We start from the raw sequence: 19,607 nt of genomic DNA on the forward strand, positions 1-19,607 counted from the left end.
TACTCGGTCCGATTCGCGATGGTGCAGTCGCGGGTTCGCGACCCCGCGACGGCTTCAGGCGGTCCGGGCATCGAGCCAGGCGCGCCAGCCGGTGATGAGGTCGGAACGGGTGATACCGAGGACTTCGCGGAAGATGCGGTCTTCGGTGATGGCGTTCTGCTCGGCTGCGGCAATGTGCTCGTAGAGTTGGACAAGGCGGGCCTTGCCGTACTTTCCAGCGATGAAAGCGCAGAGTGACCACGCCTTCTCATAGGCGAATGCGGCGTCGGGGCCGGAGAAATCGGCGTCGGAGGGGAGACCGTACGGAGTATCGCCAGTGCGGACGTGCGCGGCGACAGTAGGGGCGACATCTGTGAAGCGCCGACCTCGGCCGTGGTTGGCGGTGTAATCGGCGAAACCTTCCAGCATCCACAGCGGTGCACCATCCACGGTGCGGGCACGGGTCGCGAGGTGGGTCAGTTCGTGTCGCAGCAGGGTCACGATACCGTCGGTGCCGAGGCGCCGACCGGCATAGGGACTGAAGACCACGCGTTGGCCGGTGGGTTGGGTACCCGGCGTGAACGGATCGGCGACCGTCGCAGCAGCGACCTCGGTGGGAACGAGGGTGCTCGTGCGTAACAGGCCGGCGAATTCGGAGGGGGAGGATGCCACGACCACCAGCGCCGACTGCGTCCACTCAGGTCCCAGCATCTCGGTCACCGCATCGATGGCGGCGGAGAGTTCGCGCTCTAGGATATCGATGTCGTTCTGCTGGCTCGGATGGCCGACAACCAGGGACTGCTGTCCATCGCCGGTCGGCACCGGGCGGATGATAGTCGGTCCGAACGGTTCGATGATGCGCTGTATCCTAGCTACCCTGGGGTCGACGGCGGCTGTACGGCCTACGGCGTAGGTCGTATCCGGCTGGGTGGTGCGTAGTGTAGGCAGTATCGCGTTCGGGGGCATGAGCAGTGTGGCACCCAGGCCGGTCAGAACGATCATGATCGTGACAGTGAGGAAGAAATCGAATCGCCGGCGCGCTGTGCACCAGACGCGAAATCTCCGTATTCCGGTTGTCATCGCGCCCTGTCCCGGCTGATGTCGCGGCATGTCCTGCCCAGTGCCGGGAAGCGAAGGCATCGCCGTTCGGCATCGGGCGCGCCGCGTAGACCGCTCGGATCGTTACCGGTCATCTGCCGCTCGGACTCGCGGAGCTGGTGCACGGCTTACTCATGACGATCAGTCCTACTCATGACGATCAGTATCGCCGAGCGGAGTGGAACGGTGTCGAGTCCATAGGCGCGACCGCAACGGGAACTCCGAAGGTAGAGGCATGCAGCATGAGCCCATTGCCCGCGTAGATGCCGACATGCGAGATATCGGGGTAGAAGAAGACGACATCGCCGGGTTGTAGATCCTTCTTGGCGACGGGTGTGCCGTAGGTGGCCTGCTGGGAGCTGGTGCGCGGCACTTTCTTGCCTACTTGTCCGAATGCCCACTGGACCAAGCCGGAACAGTCGAATTGATTCGGACCACTAGCACCCCAAACATAAGGGTCGCCGACGCGGGTGAGCCCGGCTGCCAGGGCACTGGTGTCGCTGCCGGGGATGAGACCTCGTAGCAAGGTGTCGCGGTCGAAGCCGGGTGGGAACGGAGAGCCGGCCAGCATCGACTTGTCTTTGGTCGACAGCGCGCTCCATGCCCGTACCACCTGGGTGATAGAGGTGTCGAGGTCGCTGCGTTTGCGGTCCAGTTCGATGCGTACCGCCTCGGCTTGCCGTGCTGCCGTGCGGGCGGCGTCGGCGGCCGCACGGGCCGCCGCCTCGGCCGCTTCGGCGGCGTTGGTGACCTTGTGATAGTGGTCGAGCTGTGCGGCGGTCTGCGCGGTGACCACGTCGAGGGTGGACATCTGGTCGAGCAGTTGTTGCGGCGAGTCGCTGACCAGGACGGCGAACAGCCGGTTGGTTCTGGCGCCCTGGTATGCGGCGATCGTGGTGCGGTCGATGACCGGCTGGTATCGGCGCACCTCGGCGCGGGCGCGGTCGGCTGTGGCGGTGCGTGCGGCCAGCTCGGCGTCGGCCTTATGCTGCTCGGCGAGCTTCGCGTCGGACTCGGCCGCTGCCGTTAGGGCCTGTTGGTTGAGTTGTTCGGATTGCCGGGACAGCTGGATCATCCGCTGGACGGCCGCGGTCGCGGTCGCGGGGACGGGGGCAGCGACCGGGTCGGCGCTGGCGGGACCGCCGCCGCAGAGGCCGGTGGCCAGGATTCCAGCTGTCAGCGCTGTTCCTATCAGACGTTTTGCTCGTCTGCTTCGTTGATGTCGACTTCGGTGACGTCGACTTCGGAGATGTTCTGCCACCGCCCGCGCCTGCTCCGTTCTTTCGTGCAGCGTTCTCTCGTGCAGCAGGCGAGAGGCTTTCGCTGAACCCGGAAGTGCGCCGGATAGGCATCTATACAGATGCGCAACCGGGCTACCCGATAAAGGTCTCAATCAGGTTACGGAACGGCATGGGTGATGTCCAGTAGGACGCAATGCGATCACGGGTTCCGTAATGCTACCGATTCACGGCTGCGGTTCGGCAGCGATTCTCGGAGGATTCCTCAGAATCGGCGAGCTCCCGCGACCGGCATCGAGGAAATCGGTGCTAACTGTACGGGCGTACCAGAGGTGGCCGCGTGCACCACGTTGCCGTCACCGGCATAGAGACCGGAGTGCCCCCCGCCGTAGAAGGACACCAGGTCGCCCGGCCGCAGATTGCTCAGCGACACCGGGGAGCCTGCGGCGAGCTGTGCGCCGCTTGTGCGTGGCAGCTCGCGGCCCGCCTGCCGATAGGACCACTGAACCAGCCCGGAACAGTCGAATGCGTTGGGACCTGCGGCGCCGTAGACATATGGAGAGCCGATCTTGCTCAGTGCCGCGCCGAGGGCGATATCGCCGACAGACTTCTTGGGGGTGGTGAAGGGCGCTGGGACGGCGGGGGGCTCAGGGGCAGTGAAGGGGCTGGGGGCCGGTGTGGGCAGCTCGAACCCTGGGATGCCGTGCGGAATCCGGATCTCGTTCGGGATCTCGATGGTTCCCACGCCGGGAATAGTCACTGGTTGGGCCGAAGCCGGGGCAGCGGGCAGCAGGAACGCGCCGAAGGTGGCAGCGCCGACGGCCCCGGCGGCAACAGTGCGCTGTGCCTGACGCTTGACGGCGTTGGTCGTCATGATGCGGTACTCCCAATCTGCCTCACGACGCCGCATCCGGTGATGCCGCGGACTTCGTCGGCGCCGCACCGTGCGGCGCGACGGACTCCGTGAGGTCTCGAAAAGGCTACGAAAAGATCACGGTGTTATGTAATCCCGGGAATGTGAATGACGAACTGCCGGTGAATTCATCGAACGGCCGGTGTGAGTTATGTCCCACCGATCACGAAAAGATAACAATAGTGAAATTCCGCATGTGTTACGGTTTGCCGCCTCGGTGTATCCCTGTGGATGAAGTAGCTTTCTTGCCTGGGGTGATAGCAGTTCTCGCAGGTGGATTCGATGGAATTGATATAGCTATCGACATGGCGGCCTGTTCGCTCTCCGGGGGAGCGGTGCGCCGACGCGCCCGGCGGCTATTTGTCGCACCCTATTCGGCGCGTCCGAATATTTGATGCATATAACGAATTACTGTGATCTACATCTCATTCAGGTATTTCTAGATCAGCTCCAGGTAAAGATGCTTCGTTGCCATGGCGTCATCCGAGTATTCGTGGTGTGCGCCGTGTTGTCGGACCATGGCTTTACGCTGCGAGTCGTGTCCGACCTCGCACCACGCCCGGCTGCCGACCAGCAACTGACTTTTGACGAGCTGGACGCCCCTCTTTTCGACACCACATTCGTGGTAGTGGACCTGGAGACCACAGGAACCAGCCCTGATGTCGATGCCATCACCGAGATCGGCGCGGTGAAAGTGCGTGGCGGGGAGGTGCTCGGCGAGTTCGCGACGCTGGTCGACCCGGGCCGTCCGATCCCGCCTGCCATTGTGCGCGTTACCGGGATCACGACTGCGATGGTGCATGCCGCTCCCCGGATCGAGGCGGTACTGTCCAGCTTCCTGGAGTTCGCGGGATTTGCCGGAGCCACCGACTGCACCGCGAGCGCGGTGCTCGTAGCGCACAACGCTCGGTTCGATACGGCGTTCCTGCGGGCCGCCGCGACTCGATCCGATATCTCCTGGCCCGCGCCGCGGGTGCTGTGCACAGTACAGCTGGCCCGGCGGGTGCTCGACCGCGCTGAAGCGCCCTCGGTGCGGTTGAGCGTGCTGGCCCGGTTGCTCGGCGCTGCCACGATACCGACGCACAGGGCACTGCAAGACGCTCGCGCGACCGTCGACGTCCTGCACGCCCTGATCGGACGGGTCGGTAACCAAGGCGTACACAGCTTTACCGAGCTGCTCGACTATCTACCCGATGTCGCGCCCCAGCAGCGCGCCAAACGCTTCCTCGCGGCCGATCTGCCCGCTGCCCCAGGAGTGTATCTGTTCCGTGGCCCCTCCGATGAAGTGCTCTATATAGGTACGGCCGTGCAGTTGCGCCGTCGCGTTCGTACTTACTTCACTGGTTCGGAGACCAGGAGCAGGATGAAGGAGATGGTGTCGCTGGCGACACGGGTCGACCACGTCGTGTGCGCGCATGCGCTAGAGGCGGGCGTACGGGAACTGCGGCTACTGGCGGCGCATACCCCGCCGTATAACCGAAGGTCGAAGTTCCCGCGACGAGCCTGGTGGCTCGCCTTGACCGAGGAACCGTTCCCGCGGTTGTCGGTGGTGCGGGAACCGTCCCGTGATGCGTTGGGGCCATTCAACTCTCGCGCTGACGCGGCCGATCTGGGCACGCTCATCGCGGAGTACACCGGTCTTCGAACCTGCACGAAACGGCTGCCTCGGCGCGGGATTCACGATTGTCCGCCCACGGCCGTAGGCGGGTGTCCGGCAGCGACGGAAGGTCACCCGCTGGACCAGGCGGAATACGCGACCGCTCCCGAGCTCGTGCGCGCACTGTTCGCAGGGCGCGCGGACGCACCGCTGCGGGCCATGCTCGACCGGATCGAGAGCCTATCGCGTGCCGAACATTTCGAGGCTGCCGCGCGCTTACGTGATCGCACGGCCCTTGCGATACGAGCGCTGTACCGGATCCAGCGACTGGTTGCGCTTGCGTGTATCGCCGAACTGATCGCCGCGCATCCCGACGGTAGCGGCGGTTGGGAACTCGCGGTCATCCGGTATGGCCGTCTCGCCGGAGCGGGTACCGCACCGCATGCCGTGCCACCGATGCCGATCGTGGACCAGATCACCGCTACCGCCGAGACAGTCGCACCCGTGCATGCCGCCGCCGGTGCGAGTACGGCACCGCTGCGTGGTGCCCTACCAGAAGAAGTGGCTTTGATCGTGCGCTGGCTGGCGCGTCCAGGAGTGCGGATCGTGCGGACCACCGAGGGCTACCGCGAGCGGATACACAGCGCGGCGCGCTGGCTGAGCTGGGCGGAGACGGCCGCCACAGCGGCGCGGGCGCAACCCGCCGAGCAGTCGTATCTCAACCACTTAGGCTGAGCACCATGATTACCGCGATTGTCCTGATTCACGCTGATAACGGTCGTATCCCCGAGACCGCGCAGGCGGTCGCGGACACTGAGGGGGTCGCGGAGGTCTATTCCTGCGCGGGAGATGTGGACCTGATCGCACTTGTGCGGGTTCGTGATCACGAGCGGGTCGCCGAGGTGGTGACCGGCCGGATCGACAAGACGCCAGGGGTGCTGCGCACCACGACTCATATCGCCTTCAAATCATATTCGCGCGTCGAGGTCGAGGCGGGTTTCTCCCTGGGGGAGTAGTCCAGCGGCTCAGCTGTCGCCTAGCGTCCGAGTCAGCTTGGCCCAGCGCGCCAGTAGCGCGGCTGCCTGGCCGGTATCGATCGCCGCTGCGGCGCGATCGATACCCGCGGTGAGTGCGTCGTGCACATCGCCCTCGGGATCGCCCTCGCCGCGTGACCAGCCGTAGGCCACGATCGCGGCGGCGGAGTTCAGCAGGACCGCGTCCCGGACTGCCCCGTCGGTGCCTGCGAACACGTCGCGGGCCACACCGGCGTTCACCTCGGAATTCCCGCCGCGCAGTGCGTCCAATGCGACGCGGGGAATGCCGAGCCGAATGGGATCGATGGTTGTGCGGCGCATCCGCCCACCAGAGACGATCCACGCGTCGGTGGTGTCGGAGGTGGTGATCTCGTCTAAACCGTCGTTGCCGCGCACCACCAGCGCGGCGTCACCGCGTTCGGCGAACACGCCCGCGAGCACCGGAAGCAGATCGGCGAACGCGCAGCCGACCAACCCGGCGCGCGGCTGTGCCGGATTTGTCAGTGGACCGAGCACGTTGAAAACAGTGGGGATACCGATCTCGCGGCGCGCCGCTCCCGCATAGCGCAGGGCGGGATGGAAGACGGGTGCGAAGCAGAATCCGATGCCGACTTCCCGCACACAGCGCGCCACCGCCTCAGGTCCGAGCGTCAGCCGTACCCCGAGCGCCTCCAGTACGTCGGCGCCGCCGCTCTTGGAGGACGCTGCCCGATTGCCGTGCTTGACGACCGGCGTGCCGGTCGCGGCCACCACGATCGAGGACATGGTGGAGATGTTCACCGAGCCACAGCGGTCGCCCCCGGTACCGACGATATCGACCGCATCGCCGTCGATCCGCACCAGGCGGGCGTGGTCGAGCATGCCTGCAGCCAAACCAGTCAGCTCGTTGGGAGTGGGGCCTTTGATCTTCATGGCGATACCGAAGGCCGCGATCTGTGCGGGGGTGGCGTTATCGGACATGATCTCGTTCATCGCCCATGCCGTGTCGTCCGTGGCCAGGTCGCTGCCATCGGCGAGGGCTCCCAGCACCTGAGGCCAGCTGCGCACGCTCATTCCACACTCCCGTCCCACCGATTCGCCGACCGACTCATCCGGAATGCAGCCTAGTCTGCGAGCGGTTGTCCCCGAGTGCCCGGTTGCAGTGCTTCCCAGCCGTCGGCAGTCCCATCGTGCCGCTGCGCGAGACCGGCCATCCGGACGCGCTCCTGCGCGCAATGCAGCGCGTTCAGCAGTTGGACGCGCTGCAGAAGCACCGATTCCAAGGTGTGGGTGCCCGGTTCGCCCACCCGTGGCGCTCGGGAGTAGCCGTCCTGCGCTGCGATCGCGCAGACCCTCTCGACCTGTGCGGGCGGAATACGCAGATGATGCCGCAGCACTACAGGCGCGTCCGCGTCCAGTGCTGTCGCGCGGGCCAATACGGTCGAGCACGCCTCCGCGTCGTCGAAGCCTGTCGCGACCACCACCAGCTCAGTGCTGTCCGGGTCCAGCGTCGTGGACCGGTGTCGCCGGAAGAACCGTCGCCATAGCCATACGGACCCCCTCGCCTCCATCTCAGCTTCTCCTTACCCTTATTTGTCATGCTGACGACACCCTTATTCGTCATGCTGACGACACCCTTATTCGTCATGCTGACGACACCCTTGTTCGTCATGCTGACGACGCGCTCGTAGGTCGGTGTGACTCACACACACCGCGCCCGGTCGAGCGCTTGCGGTCCGCTGTGTTCCTCGACACGAGGAACGAGTTCCGTACCCGGATATTGCTGTCGTACTACGACGAGTCATACTTACCCCGTGACGACCGCAGTAGGGACCCCAGGATCGGCCATTACCCAGCGTGTGCATTCGCTGAACCGGCCCAACATGGTCAGCGTCGGTACCATCATCTGGCTGTCGAGCGAGCTGATGTTCTTTGCCGGCCTGTTCGCGATGTATTTCGTCGCGCGCGCCCAGGCGGCCGGTAACTGGCCGCCGGAACCGACCGAGCTGAATCTGAAGCTCGCGGTGCCGGTCACGGCTGTGCTGGTTGCCTCGTCTTTCACCTGCCAGATGGGGGTGTTCGCTGCGGAACGCGGTGACGTGTTCGGCCTGCGTCGCTGGTATGTGATCACACTGCTGATGGGCACGTTCTTCGTCGCGGGCCAAGGGTACGAGTACCTGAGCCTCGTCCATGAGGGCACGACGATCTCCAGCAGCGTCTACGGATCGGTGTTCTACATCACCACAGGCTTCCACGGTCTGCACGTCATCGGTGGTCTGATCGCATTCGTGCTGCTGCTGATCCGCACGAAGCTCAGCAAGTTCACTCCGGCGCAGGCCACTGCGGCGATCGTCGTCTCCTACTACTGGCACTTCGTCGACATCGTGTGGATCGGATTGTTCGCCACGATCTACTTCGTCCGCTGAGTGTCGTCGCCATGCGGCCGAGCCCGTGCGGCGTAACCCGAAATCTTTCGTACAAGTCGGTTCCGTCTACTCCAAAGGGACACAGATGAGTTCATCCCCCCCGTCAGCGCCAGAGCCCGCGAGCCCAGGGAACGGCCAGGCCAGCAAGACGCGCAGGCAGCGCCGCGTCCGCCGTCGCATTGCGGGCGGGCTTGCGCTGCTGGTGGGTCTCGTCGGAGCAGGCTTTCTGGCATCGGCCCTGACTCCCGAACCGCAGCGCGCCACCGCGCACGCGGATCAGTCCGCGCTGATCCGCGAGGGCAAGCAGCTGTACGACACATCCTGCATCACCTGCCACGGTGCGAACCTGCAAGGCGTGCCCGACCGCGGTCCCAGCCTGGTCGGGGTCGGTGAGGCCGCCGTCTACTTTCAGGTGTCTTCTGGCCGTATGCCGATGACACGCAACGAGGCCCAGGTCGAACGCAAGCCACCGAAGTTCGACGCGCACCAGACCGATGCGCTGAGCGCGTATGTGGCGGCCAACGGCGGCGGTCCGACCGTGATCCGGAACAAGGATGGCAAGATCGCCCAGGAGTCGCTGCGCGGCTCGGATATCGCCCGCGGTTCGGAGCTGTTCCGGATGAACTGCGCGTCCTGTCACAACTTCACCGGCCGCGGCGGGGCCTTGTCGTCCGGTAAGTACGCGCCGCCGCTGGACCCCGCCAACGAACAGCAGATCTACACGGCTATGCTCACCGGTCCGCAGAATATGCCGAAGTTCTCCGACCGGCAGCTGAGCCCGGAGGAGAAGCGCGACATCATCGCCTACGTCAAGAACGCCACCGAGGAGCGGGGCCCAGGCGGCTGGGATCTCGGCGGGTTCGGTCCAGCGACCGAGGGACTGGTCATCTGGGTGGTAGGCATCACGCTCGTGGTCGGTGGCGCGATGTGGATCGGATCCCGGTCATGACGAGAATGGCGCCGGTCATGACCGGCCTGCGCCCGGAGGCGGTAGTTTGCGTGATCGCGGTAGTCCGAGAGACCCGCGGTAGTGGGCGTGACCACGGCGGGCGCCAGGTCATGTCGAAAGGACACAGGCCATGAGCGATAAGGAGCGAGACGACATGGGTCGGCCGGATAAGGGCCACGACGCACCATCGTCGAACGAACAGTCGGTGCCGGCCACCCCGGCTGAGCCGACCGTGCCGGAACTCGACGCGATGTCACGTGACGAGCTGGTCGAGCTCGGTACCGAACGTGACGATGTCGACGTCGTCTACCGTCGCGAGCGTTTCCCGATCCCGGGCACCCGCGCGGAGAAGCGGGCCGAGCGCGCGGTGACCTTCTGGTTCGCGGTGTCCGGTATCGCGGCCGCGGCGCTGGTCGGCGTCTTTCTGTTCTGGCCGTGGGAGTTCAAGGGCAAGGACGAGGAAGGCCATGGGGTCTACTCCCTGTTCACTCCGCTGATCGGCCTGACCTTCGGTATCTCGGTGCTGGTCATCGGTATCGCGGTGGTGTTGATCCGTAAGACGCTCATCCCCGCCGAGTTGTCCGTCCAGCAGCGGCATGATGGTCCCTCGCCTGAGGTCGAGCGCCGGACCCTGGCCGCCGAGCTGCAGGACGCGCTGGATACCTCCACTCTCGGCCGCCGTAAGATGCTCACCCGTACCGCGGGGGCCGGCGTCGGTGTACTCGGCCTCGGCTCGCTACTGGTGTTCGCCGGCGGCCTGATCAAGAACCCATGGGCCAAGGGCGACAAGTCGCCGCTGTGGGTCTCGGGCTGGACCCCGGACTACGAGGGTGAGACCATCTACATCCGCCGCGATACCGGTCGCCCGCAAGATGTGGTCCTGGTGCGTCCGGAGGATCTGGACGCGGGCGCCATGGAGACCGTGTTCCCGTGGAAGGAGAAGTGGCGCGGGGACGAGCACGCCACATTCAAATCGCTGCGCGGTATCCGCAACGCCGTCATGTTGATCCGGCTGCGCACCGAGGACGCAGAGAAGGCGATCAAGCGCAAGGGCCAGGAGAGCTTCAACTACGGCGACTACTTCGCCTATTCGAAGATCTGCACTCATCTCGGCTGCCCCACCTCGTTGTTCGAGCAGCAGACCAATCGGATTCTGTGCCCCTGTCACCAGTCGCAGTTCTCCGCGACCGAGTGGGGCAAGCCGGTCTTCGGTCCCGCTGCTCGCGCGTTGCCGCAGCTGCCGATCACCGTCAATGCTGAGGGCTTCCTGGTCGCCAACGGCGACTTCATCGAGCCGCTCGGCCCGGCCTTCTGGGAGCGCCGCTCATGAGTCCTTCTGTCGCATTACAAGCCAACGAGGCGGATGAGCGGTATCGTGCCGCGGCGTTCGTGAAGCGGTCGATCAACAAGGTCTTTCCGACACATTGGTCGTTTCTGTTGGGTGAGATCGCGCTCTACAGCTTCATTATCTTGTTGTTGTCGGGTGTGTATTTGACCTTGTTCTTCGATCCGTCGATGAGTGAGGTCGTTTATGACGGTGCGTATCAGCCGTTGCGCGGTGTGACGATGTCGCGGGCGTATGAGACGGCGCTGAACATCTCGTTCGAGGTGCGTGGTGGCCTGTTTGTGCGGCAGGTGCATCACTGGGCGGCGTTGTTGTTCGCGGCGTCGATCATCGTGCATTTGTTCCGGATCTTCTTCACCGGCGCGTTCCGTAAGCCGCGGGAGGCGAACTGGGTGATCGGTTCGCTGTTGCTGATCTTGGCGATGTTCGAGGGGTTCTTCGGGTATTCGCTGCCGGATGATCTGCTCTCGGGGACCGGGCTGCGGGCGGCGTTCTCCGGGATCACGATCTCGATCCCGATCGTCGGTACGTGGTTGCATTGGTTGATGTTCGGTGGGGATTTCCCGGGCGAGATCATCATCCCGCGGTTGTATGTGGCGCATGTGTTGTTGTTGCCCGGGATCATCCTGGCGTTGATCGCGGCGCATGTGGCGTTGGTGTGGTATCAGAAGCACACCCAGTTCCCCGGGCCGGGGCGCACGGAGAACAATGTGGTCGGTGCCCGGATCGTGCCGGTGTTCGCCGCCGATCAGGGGGCGTTTTTCGCCTTCACCCTCGGGATCGTGGGGATTATGGGTGGGGTATTGCAGATCAACCCGATTTGGAATCTGGGTCCCTACAATCCCTCGCAGGTGTCGGCGGGTTCGCAGCCGGACTTCTACATGATGTGGACCGACGGGATGGCGCGGTTGATGCCGGCGTGGGAGCTGTATCTGGGTCCTTACACGGTGCCCGCGGTGTTCTGGGTGGCGGTGGTGATGGGGTTGGTGTTCACGGTGTTGATCGCCTACCCGTGGATCGAGAAGCGGCTCACCGGTGACTCGAGTGCACATCACAACCTATTGCAGCGGCCGCGGGATGTTCCGGTGCGTACCGCTATCGGTGCGATGGCGATCACGTTCTATGTGGTGTTGACCTTGTCGTGTGTCAACGACATCATCGCGCTGAAGTTCGATATCTCGTTGAACGCGACCACCTGGATCGGCCGGATCGGTCTGCTGCTCGGGCCGCCGATCGCCTACTATCTGACCTACCGGTTCTGTTTGGGTCTGCAGCGCAGCGACCGTGCGGTGCTCGAGCATGGTATCGAGACCGGGGTGATCAAACGGTTGCCGCATGGTGAGTACATCGAGGTGCATCAGCCGCTGGGTCCGGTGGACGGGCACGGACACCCGATCCCGCTGCAGTACCAGGGCGCGGTGGTGCCGAAGAAGATGAGCAAGCTGGGTTCGGCGGGTAAGCCGGGCACCGGTAGCTTCCTGAGGCCGGATCCACGGCAGGAAAGTGAACAACACTTCCAGATCGAACACGCGGAAGAACACAAACAGCTGAGGGCGCTACAGCGGGTACAGGAAAGAGCCAACGGGAACGACGGCCACTGACCCTGTGCGGACCACGGCCCCGAGTCGCCTCAGGCGGGCTCGGGGCCGTTCGCTGTTTCGTGGCGGGGGCGTCAAAGGCGTGGTGTCGCGCGGCGGGCAGCCTCGATCGCTTCGAACTTGGCCAGATTGTGCCGAGCGTCGGCCAGCGCGTCGTGCGCGTCAGGCGGGGTCCGGGGGAGTTCGGGACGGCCGTGCGCCTCCCAGTGCTGGCGTAACTCGTTGGTGTATCGAGGCAGCGTGGTGGGCAGATCGACCATGGAACCCCACAGCTGACACAACGCCACATGATCATAGGCGCTGGCCCAGGCCCACAGCTGCGGCTGCACACTCGATCGCGGCACGAGGAACGTGTACAGCTCGTCACGGATCCGCGTGCGGCTACGCCATAACGGGGAGGAGGGCGAAGGTAGCTGTGGCAGCACATATTTGCGCACCCACGGACCCGCGCGGTCGGGATCGAATTCGGTGGACACCGCGTAATACTCCCGGCCGTCCTCGCAGACGACACCGATGGAGATCAAGTCGATGGTGTTGCCGTCTTCGATGAATTCACAGTCGTAGAAATATCTCAGCGAGATCGGTCTCTCCTCGGCATCGGTGCCGTTACGGCAGGGGTGTCGGTGCCATTGCGGCAGGTGACGGGTTCCCTGGCAACTTTATGGTGATGGGTGATGGTCGTTGCGCAAGGGGCCATAGGTGGAGATCTTCGCCACGTGGGGTGGCTGCGGAACCACCCGGATACCGGGTGTTCCCGAAGGGCCGGTGATCCGTATCCTGAACAAGTGAACTGGACCGTGGACGTACCCATCGATCGCCTACCGCAACTGCCGCCGCTGCCCACTGAGCTGCGCAGAAGGTTGGACGAGGCGTTGGCGCGTCCCGCTCTGCAGCAGCCTTCCTGGGATCCGGGGCAGGCGGCCATGATGCGCACGGTACTGGAGAGCGTGCCGCCGATCTGTGTGCCCGCTGAGGTGGAGGAGCTGCGCGGACAGTTGGCCGAGGTTGCCCGAGGCGAGGCGTTCCTCGTGCAGGGTGGCGACTGCGCGGAGACATTCGCCGACAACACCGAGCCGCACATTCGGGGCAATATCCGTACCTTGCTGCAGATGGCGGTCGCGCTCACTTACGGTGCGAGTCTGCCAGTCGTGAAGGTGGCGCGGATCGCGGGCCAATACGCCAAGCCGCGTTCGGAGAACATCGACGCGCTCGGCTTGGAGTCCTATCGCGGCGATATGGTGAACGCGCTGGTCGCGGACCCGGCACTGCGCGCGCACGACCCCTCACGGCTGGTCCGTGCCTACGCCAACGCGAGCGCGGCGATGAACCTCGTGCGGGCATTGACCGGAGCGGGCATGGCCGACCTGCACAAAGTGCACGACTGGAACCGCGATTTCGTGGCCAAATCACCGGCGGGCGCGCGCTATGAGGCGTTGGCTGAGGAGATCGACCGCGGCCTCGCGTTCATGACGGCGTGCCGGGTCGACGACCCGAGCCTGAAATCGGCTCGCATCTACGCCAGCCACGAAGCGCTCGTGCTGGACTACGAGCGCGCCATGCTGCGTTTGAGCGAGAACGCGAGCGGTGAGCAGGTGCTCTACGACCTGTCCGCGCACTTCCTCTGGATCGGTGAACGCACCCGCCAGCTCGACGGCGCGCACATCGCGTTCGCGGAGTTGATCGCCAATCCGATCGGCCTGAAGATCGGCCCGTCCACTACTCCAGAGCAGGCCGTGGAATACGTCGAGCGACTGGATCCGAACAACGAACCAGGCAGGCTGACCATCGTCTCTCGGATGGGACATACCAAGATCCGCGAAGTCTTACCATCCATCATCGAGAAAGTACAGGCCACCGGCCACCAGGTGATCTGGCAGTGCGATCCGATGCATGGCAACACACATAAGTCGTCCACCGGCTTCAAGACTCGTCACTTCGACCGCATCGTCGATGAGGTGCAGGGCTTCTTCGAGGTACACCGCGCGCTCGGCACCCACCCCGGCGGTATGCACATCGAACTCACCGGCGAGGATGTCACCGAATGTCTCGGCGGCGCCCAGGATATTTCCGATCTCGACCTGTCCGGTCGCTACGAGACCGCCTGTGATCCGAGGCTGAACACCCAGCAGTCCCTGGAACTGGCCTTCTTGGTCGCGGAGATGTTGCGCTGAGCGCCTGCGCTCCGGCTTCAGTCAGGGCAGTGCCACGAGGGTGACGGTGTCGCCCGCTTCGAGATTGGTGCCGATGGCGGGGATTTGTGAGACCACCAGTGAACCGTCCATCGACGCGAACTGTCTTACCTTGACTTTCAGGCCGAGGGACTGCAGTTTTGCGCGGGCGTTGGCGACGGTCGACCCGAGCACATCGGGCACTTTGATGGCATTGGAGACCAGCAGCACGACGCTGTCGCCGGTGTGCACAGTGTTGCCCGCTGCTGGAATTGTGCCGATGACCAGGTCCGCCCCGATACTACGGTCGAACTGCGTCGTGGTTTCGCGTACCTCGATCCCGGCGTCTGTGAGGACCCTAGTGGCTTCGTCGGTCGATTTGCCGCGTATATCGGGGATCCGCACCGGTTGCGATCCTTTGCTGCGGAATACCTTTACCCGAGCGCCGAGCGACAGTACTGTTCCCGGCGCCGGTTCCACCTTGGCGACGGTGCCCTTGGGGACAGTGCTCGGCGCCTCCCCGGCGTCGACCGGTTGCAGTCCGCCATCTCTGATCAACTGGTTGACCCGTGCCACCTCATCGCCCGGTCGGACGTCCGGCACCGTGGGTTTTCCGCTGGAGACCAGGACTGCGACCATCGTGCCTTTGGTGATCTTGGATCCGGCCGAAGGGTTGCTGCCGACCACCCCGCCTACCGGGATAGTGTCCGAAGCTCGCTGCCGGATCTCGGTATCGAATCCGGCGTCTCGAAGAATGGCGACGGCATTGTCGGTGTCCAGGCCCGCGATCGCAGGAACCGCCGAATAACGGCCGAACCCGAGCCACCAGCCGCCTGCGCCGACCAGCAGCGTGAGGACCGCGACGATGGCCACCCACAGCCATACCGTGCGTCGGGACCGGCCTGATATTCCGGTGTAGGACGAGTACGACGCCACGGGGCGTGTCTGGCGTGCTGGTGGCTGATCGTGAGTATCCGGTGGATTGTCCCCGAATCGAGGGTGCTGCGCGGTCACCACTTTGGTGTGCTGTACGGGTTGCGGTGGGGGCTGCTCGCGTAGCGAAGCTCCAGCGCGGCTCGGTCGTCCCTTGGGATCCGGCGCAGCAGCCTGATAGCCGGCGCTGAGATGCTCAGCCGATTCCTGCGGCGTGGGCACGCGGTAGATGGGCAGCTGCAGTGTCATGCCGATCTGTCGCACTGCTTGCGCCATCTCGTTCGCATCCGAGAACCGGTGCACGGGTTCGCGCGCGGTCGCCTTCGCAACCAACTCGTCGAATTCTGGTGGCACACCGGCGATGAACTCACTCGGGCTCGGCACATCGTTCTCGATGCGCTGATAAGCCACCGACAGTGAGGTGTCGCCGGTGAAAGGCACGTGGCCGGTGAGCATCTCGAAGATCAGCACACCGAATGAGTAGACATCGCTGCGCGCGTCAGCGGTGCCGCTGGTGACTTGTTCTGGAGACAAGTAGGCGGCGGTGCCGAGAATGACACTCGCCGAGGTGGTATTCGCCGCAGCAACCGCACGTACCAAACCGAAGTCTGCGATCTTCACCTCGCCCGAGTCGGAGATCAAGATGTTTTCAGGCTTGATGTCGCGGTGCACCAGCCCCGCCGCATGGGCTACCCCGATAGCCGCGAGCACCGGCTCGGCGACGGCGCGCACTGCGTGTGGCGGCATCGGGCCGCGTTCGCGCAGCAGTTCACGTAGGGTGCCGCCCTCGACCAGCTCCATGATCAGGAAGGGATGCTCGCCGTCGATACCCTGGTCATATACCGCTACCAGCGACGAATGCTTGAGCGTGGCAACCGAACGCGCCTCGAACTCGAATCGGGCCAGAAACTGCGGATCGCCGGCGAACTTCGGATCCATCACCTTGATGGCGACCGGGCGCCCCAGGCGGGTATCGACCCCGCGGAAGACCATCGACATGCCGCCGCGGGCGATCGGCGCATCGATTCGATAGCGCCCTTCCAGCATCTGGCCGATCAAGTAGTGTCCTCCGGCTTCCAGAAGTTTCCCCCGCGATGCCTGCGACAAGCGAGCAGCCGCCGTAGTGCGGCCCCACGATGGTAACGACATAACCGGCCTGGGTGTCTCGCGACGTGTGATGCGCGACCGTCTACCGTTGTTCGAGTGAGTGCATTTCCTTGCAGTGACGACGTCCTTTCACAGTCGGTTCCCTTGGTGTCGTTGCCGGAGGTGGCTGATCGGCTCGGGCTGGTGGTGACCCGAGTGCATCAGATGCTGCGCGATCATCAGCTGATCGCCGTGCGTAGAGCGGGTGTGGCAGGCGTCCCCGAGTGCTTCTTCGACGAAACCGGGGCGGTGGTGAAGCCATTGTCCGGGCTGATCACGGTGATGCGCGACGCCAAATACACCGACGAGGAGATCTTGGAGTGGATCTTCACCGAGGATGACAGTCTGCCGGGCAAACCGATCGACGCCCTGCACGGTCCGTTGGCTCGTGAAGTACTGCGCCGAGCGGCCGCAGAACCATTTTGAGTCGATCATCGGGTTCGGCCGATCCATCGGGCTCGCGGGTTACGCGGTACCCCGTCGCGTAACCCGTACGAGGTGTGGTGGTTCGGCGTGATGCTCGAGTGGCAGCTTCGGGGGTCAGTATCGGTGTCCACTGCGGAGGGCGGCGGTGGCGAATTCGGTGGCGGCTACGCGAAGGCGTTGGTGGCGGGGGACTACGGCCCGGTGGGCGAAGACAGTGTAGTCGCTGCGCTCGATGTACTGGAGGATATCGGCGTAGAGAGTAGCCGCAGTGCGGATAGCCGGGCGTACGCGCGGTTCGAGCAGGTCGATGCCGGGCTCGGCACGACGATAGAAGTCACGGTTGACCGCGATGAAATGGGCCAGCGCGCGGCGAACACGCTGATCGGTGCGTCCGGTGTCGCGGCAGTGGATGAGCAGGCTATCGGATACGCCGAACGCGGCGAGGGTATCGGCGGGCAGATAGACCCGATCGCGATCGAGATCTTCTGCGATATCACGCATGAAGTTGGTGAGCTGGAACGCTTCGCCGAGTGCGGCGGCGGCCGGTTCGGCCTCGGACACTGGGACGACCGTGCCGAGCACCGGAAGTAGCTGCAAGCCGATCGCGGCGGCGGAGCCGCGCATATACTCGCGTAATTCGGCCATGGTGGTATATCGGTTCCGGAAGGTCGCAGCGCCGGGCACGTCCATCCGCATGGAATCGAGGAACGTCCAGAAGTGTCGTGTATCGATGTCGTAGCGCTGGATGGTGTCGGCGACGGCGGTCAGAACAAGCCTTCGCAGCGATGACTCGGTTTCCGCGACAGGATCCGGCGATCTCTGGCGACCGTGCGGTTCTATTGCTGCTCGCAGCTCCCGCTCGATCGAGTCGATCTCTTCGCCCGGTCCGCATACAGGGATATCGCTGCCGAGTGCGACATCCTGCCTGCCCGGATGATCGACGATGTCGTCGACCATCCGGGCGAATGCGTACAGTGCGTGCACAGCGGTTCGTCGCTCGGCCGACAGAAGCCGAGTGGCCAGGAAGTAGGTGCGGCCATGGGTGGCCGCGACCTGCTTGCATGCGTGATAGGCGCGCGGCAGCACAGCCGAGGCCACACGATAGCTGCGGGTCATGAGGCGGAGGTGGTGCTGCGTGTCGATGTGGCGCGTAGCCGCAGTGGGTCTACGGTACGCAAAGAGAGTGCCGCCACGATGGCGGCGAAGGTGGCCGCGGCGACATGCCAGAAGTTGTCCAGGCCGTTCGAGCCGTCCGGCTGGAAAACCAGCATGAGCCAGGTGCACAACCCTACCAGCGTCATCAGCGTTGTCGTGGACAGCGCGAACCCGGCGGCCAGCGCAAGCGGCCATGAATAGTACCAAGGCAGCGCGGCGGGCGAGAGAATGACGATCGCGACGAACGCGATCAGGATGCCGAGCACTGCTTCCCGTTCGCTGTGCCGGAACCGCCACCAGGTCCAGGCCAGGACCGCGATCAAGGCCAGGGCGCAGCCCATCCTGGTTACGGTGAGCACCGAATCCAGCCCTAGCGGGGTCACCCAGGTGACCGCGTGGGCCATGGCGGTCGGCAGCGAGAGCCAGTTGATGATCTTCTTCGACCCCGATAGCGCGCTCAGCCAGCCGATTCCCACACCGGCGATGGCGGAAGCGGCCACGAACACCGTCGCGAAAACACTCAGGCCCAAGCCCGCGATCTTAGCGAAAGTCAGCGCGGGATGTGGCATGTCTTCGGTCGGCTCGGCCGCATCTCCGGGTTGCTCACTCGCGGGCAGATTCGCTGGGTCGTGCCCGACCCGCTGCGCTGCGCGGCGCTCGCGCTCGTGCAGCATCCAGATCCACACCAGGAACGGCAGCGCCACCCCTGCGGTCGCCTTGATGGCCACCCCGATCGCGACGACCACGATGCCGGCTACATGGCGACGCTCCAACACCAGCGCGATGCCCGCGCACATCAGGCCGACCATCAGCATTTCGTTGTGTACGCCGCCGATCAGGTGGATCAGCACCAGCGGATTGAGCACCGCCAACCACAACGCGAGAGCGGGTTTACCGCCGAGGTGTCTGGTCAGATACGGTACGGCCCACATCATCAGCATCAGGCCAGGTAGCATGACCAATCGCATCGCGATGGTGCCCGCCACGACATTGTCGCCGGTCACGGCGGTGATCGCGCGGCCGAGCAGGAGGAAGACCGGACCGTAAGGCGCTGTGGTCGTAGTCCAGACCTGGCTCACGTTGTCCAGCAGGACCCCGGGATTCGCCACCGGCCCGTCCTGATAGGGGTCGAAACCATCGCGCAACAGCGCGCCCTGGGCCAGATAAGAGTAGGCGTCCCGGCTGAACATCGGCACGGCGAACAGCAGCGGGGTGATCCAGATACCGACAATGGCGCGCAGCTCGTTGGGTGTCGGGCCGGTGCGGGCCCGGTCATCCGATCCGATCAGGACCCGCCCGAGCCGGACCCACGCGGTGATCATGAGCAGCACACCGGTCCAGACGCACACGGTCGACAACGCGTAGCCGTGTCCGAAGCGCAGCCAGGACAGATGCATGGCCTCCAACAGCGGGTCGCGTCGGCGTACGCTGCCCGCGCCGAATCCGCCGAAGGTGATCATCACCGCACCGAGGAATCCGAGCAGCGCGGCATGGCCCTCGGGGCTTCTGGCGAAGTCGGAGTAGACGCGCATCCTCCACAGGAAACCATGCGAGACGGCTGATTCGCGGTAGGGAGAGGTAGGTACTGTGTGGTCGGCGCTGTGGGGGGATTCCGGCCCTTCC

The 19,607-nt window shown here is 64.6% G+C and carries 17 protein-coding genes; 8 read left to right on the forward strand and 9 right to left on the reverse strand.

From position 1 onward, the window contains the following. Positions 1-54: 54 nt before the first annotated feature. The 3 genes from ACX4ZE_RS01820 to ACX4ZE_RS01830 all read right to left on the reverse strand — a co-directional run bounded on the left by ACX4ZE_RS01820 (position 55) and on the right by ACX4ZE_RS01830 (position 3,189). Positions 55-981 carry a hypothetical protein gene (locus ACX4ZE_RS01820; protein ID WP_480271470.1) on the reverse strand — a complete coding sequence of 309 codons (927 nt, stop codon included), beginning with the start codon at positions 979-981 and terminating at the stop codon, positions 55-57. 256 nt (positions 982-1,237) lie between these two features. Next, on the reverse strand, positions 1,238-2,152 hold the full coding sequence (locus ACX4ZE_RS01825; protein ID WP_480271471.1) for an NlpC/P60 family protein: 915 nt from the start codon (positions 2,150-2,152) through the stop codon (positions 1,238-1,240). A 428-nt stretch (positions 2,153-2,580) separates the two neighbouring features. Then, complete coding sequence (locus ACX4ZE_RS01830) at positions 2,581-3,189, reverse strand: C40 family peptidase (protein ID WP_480271472.1); 609 nt, start codon at positions 3,187-3,189, stop codon at positions 2,581-2,583. A 577-nt stretch (positions 3,190-3,766) separates the two neighbouring features. On the opposite strand from ACX4ZE_RS01830, the gene ACX4ZE_RS01835 reads away from it, so the two are divergent. Both ACX4ZE_RS01835 and ACX4ZE_RS01840 read left to right on the forward strand, forming a co-directional pair. Beyond that, positions 3,767-5,560: a DEDD exonuclease domain-containing protein gene (locus tag ACX4ZE_RS01835; RefSeq protein WP_480271473.1), complete on the forward strand. Its 1,794-nt coding sequence runs from the start codon at positions 3,767-3,769 to the stop codon at positions 5,558-5,560. A 5-nt stretch (positions 5,561-5,565) separates the two neighbouring features. Continuing rightward, the gene (locus ACX4ZE_RS01840; RefSeq protein ID WP_480271474.1) at positions 5,566-5,841 is read left to right on the forward strand and encodes an Lrp/AsnC family transcriptional regulator; all 276 of its coding nucleotides are present in this window, start codon (positions 5,566-5,568) and stop codon (positions 5,839-5,841) included. A gap of 9 nt (positions 5,842-5,850) precedes the next feature. On the opposite strand, the gene trpD is transcribed toward ACX4ZE_RS01840, so the two are convergent. Next, positions 5,851-6,912 carry an anthranilate phosphoribosyltransferase gene (trpD, locus tag ACX4ZE_RS01845; RefSeq protein ID WP_480271475.1) on the reverse strand — a complete coding sequence of 354 codons (1,062 nt, stop codon included), beginning with the start codon at positions 6,910-6,912 and terminating at the stop codon, positions 5,851-5,853. A 50-nt stretch (positions 6,913-6,962) separates the two neighbouring features. Beyond that, positions 6,963-7,409, reverse strand: coding sequence for a hypothetical protein (locus ACX4ZE_RS01850; RefSeq protein WP_480271476.1), 447 nt, complete (start codon positions 7,407-7,409; stop codon positions 6,963-6,965). A gap of 243 nt (positions 7,410-7,652) precedes the next feature. Between ACX4ZE_RS01850 and ctaE the strand changes: the two genes are divergently transcribed. From ctaE to qcrB, 4 genes are all read left to right on the forward strand, one after another. Next, positions 7,653-8,264 (forward strand): aa3-type cytochrome oxidase subunit III, encoded by a 612-nt coding sequence (ctaE, locus tag ACX4ZE_RS01855; protein WP_480271477.1) that lies wholly within the window; start codon positions 7,653-7,655, stop codon positions 8,262-8,264. An 85-nt stretch (positions 8,265-8,349) separates the two neighbouring features. Continuing rightward, complete coding sequence (qcrC, locus tag ACX4ZE_RS01860) at positions 8,350-9,213, forward strand: cytochrome bc1 complex diheme cytochrome c subunit (RefSeq protein ID WP_480271478.1); 864 nt, start codon at positions 8,350-8,352, stop codon at positions 9,211-9,213. A gap of 154 nt (positions 9,214-9,367) precedes the next feature. Beyond that, positions 9,368-10,543: a cytochrome bc1 complex Rieske iron-sulfur subunit gene (qcrA, locus tag ACX4ZE_RS01865; RefSeq protein ID WP_480271647.1), complete on the forward strand. Its 1,176-nt coding sequence runs from the start codon at positions 9,368-9,370 to the stop codon at positions 10,541-10,543. Further along, positions 10,540-12,159, forward strand: a complete 1,620-nt coding sequence (qcrB, locus tag ACX4ZE_RS01870) for a cytochrome bc1 complex cytochrome b subunit (RefSeq protein WP_480271479.1) — start codon at positions 10,540-10,542, stop codon at positions 12,157-12,159. The genes qcrA and qcrB overlap by 4 nt, the downstream gene beginning before the upstream one ends. Before the next feature lie 71 nt (positions 12,160-12,230). Here the strand turns inward: qcrB and ACX4ZE_RS01875 are convergent, their stop codons facing one another. After that, positions 12,231-12,731 carry a polyadenylate-specific 3'-exoribonuclease AS gene (locus tag ACX4ZE_RS01875; protein ID WP_480271648.1) on the reverse strand — a complete coding sequence of 167 codons (501 nt, stop codon included), beginning with the start codon at positions 12,729-12,731 and terminating at the stop codon, positions 12,231-12,233. Between the two features lie 210 nt (positions 12,732-12,941). Here ACX4ZE_RS01875 and ACX4ZE_RS01880 point away from each other — a divergent pair, with 210 nt between their 5' ends. Further along, the gene (locus ACX4ZE_RS01880; protein WP_480271480.1) at positions 12,942-14,327 is read left to right on the forward strand and encodes a class II 3-deoxy-7-phosphoheptulonate synthase; all 1,386 of its coding nucleotides are present in this window, start codon (positions 12,942-12,944) and stop codon (positions 14,325-14,327) included. 21 nt (positions 14,328-14,348) lie between these two features. Here the strand turns inward: ACX4ZE_RS01880 and pknB are convergent, their stop codons facing one another. Then, positions 14,349-16,304, reverse strand: a complete 1,956-nt coding sequence (pknB, locus tag ACX4ZE_RS01885; RefSeq protein ID WP_480271649.1) for a Stk1 family PASTA domain-containing Ser/Thr kinase — start codon at positions 16,302-16,304, stop codon at positions 14,349-14,351. A 156-nt stretch (positions 16,305-16,460) separates the two neighbouring features. On the opposite strand from pknB, the gene ACX4ZE_RS01890 reads away from it, so the two are divergent. Next, positions 16,461-16,829, forward strand: a complete 369-nt coding sequence (locus ACX4ZE_RS01890) for an Rv2175c family DNA-binding protein (RefSeq protein WP_480271481.1) — start codon at positions 16,461-16,463, stop codon at positions 16,827-16,829. Positions 16,830-16,943: 114 nt separating this feature from the next. Here ACX4ZE_RS01890 and ACX4ZE_RS01895 read toward each other — a convergent pair whose 3' ends face one another. Together ACX4ZE_RS01895 and ACX4ZE_RS01900 are read right to left on the reverse strand one after the other, a co-directional pair. Beyond that, on the reverse strand, positions 16,944-17,945 hold the full coding sequence (locus tag ACX4ZE_RS01895) for a phytoene/squalene synthase family protein (protein WP_480271482.1): 1,002 nt from the start codon (positions 17,943-17,945) through the stop codon (positions 16,944-16,946). Next, a complete protein-coding gene (locus ACX4ZE_RS01900; RefSeq protein WP_480271483.1) occupies positions 17,942-19,516 on the reverse strand; it encodes an alpha-(1->6)-mannopyranosyltransferase A in 1,575 nt (524 codons plus the stop codon). Before ACX4ZE_RS01900 ends, ACX4ZE_RS01895 begins: the two co-directional genes overlap by 4 nt. Positions 19,517-19,607 lie beyond the last annotated feature (91 nt).

This window comes from Nocardia sp. TBRC8007 (assembly GCF_056629435.1).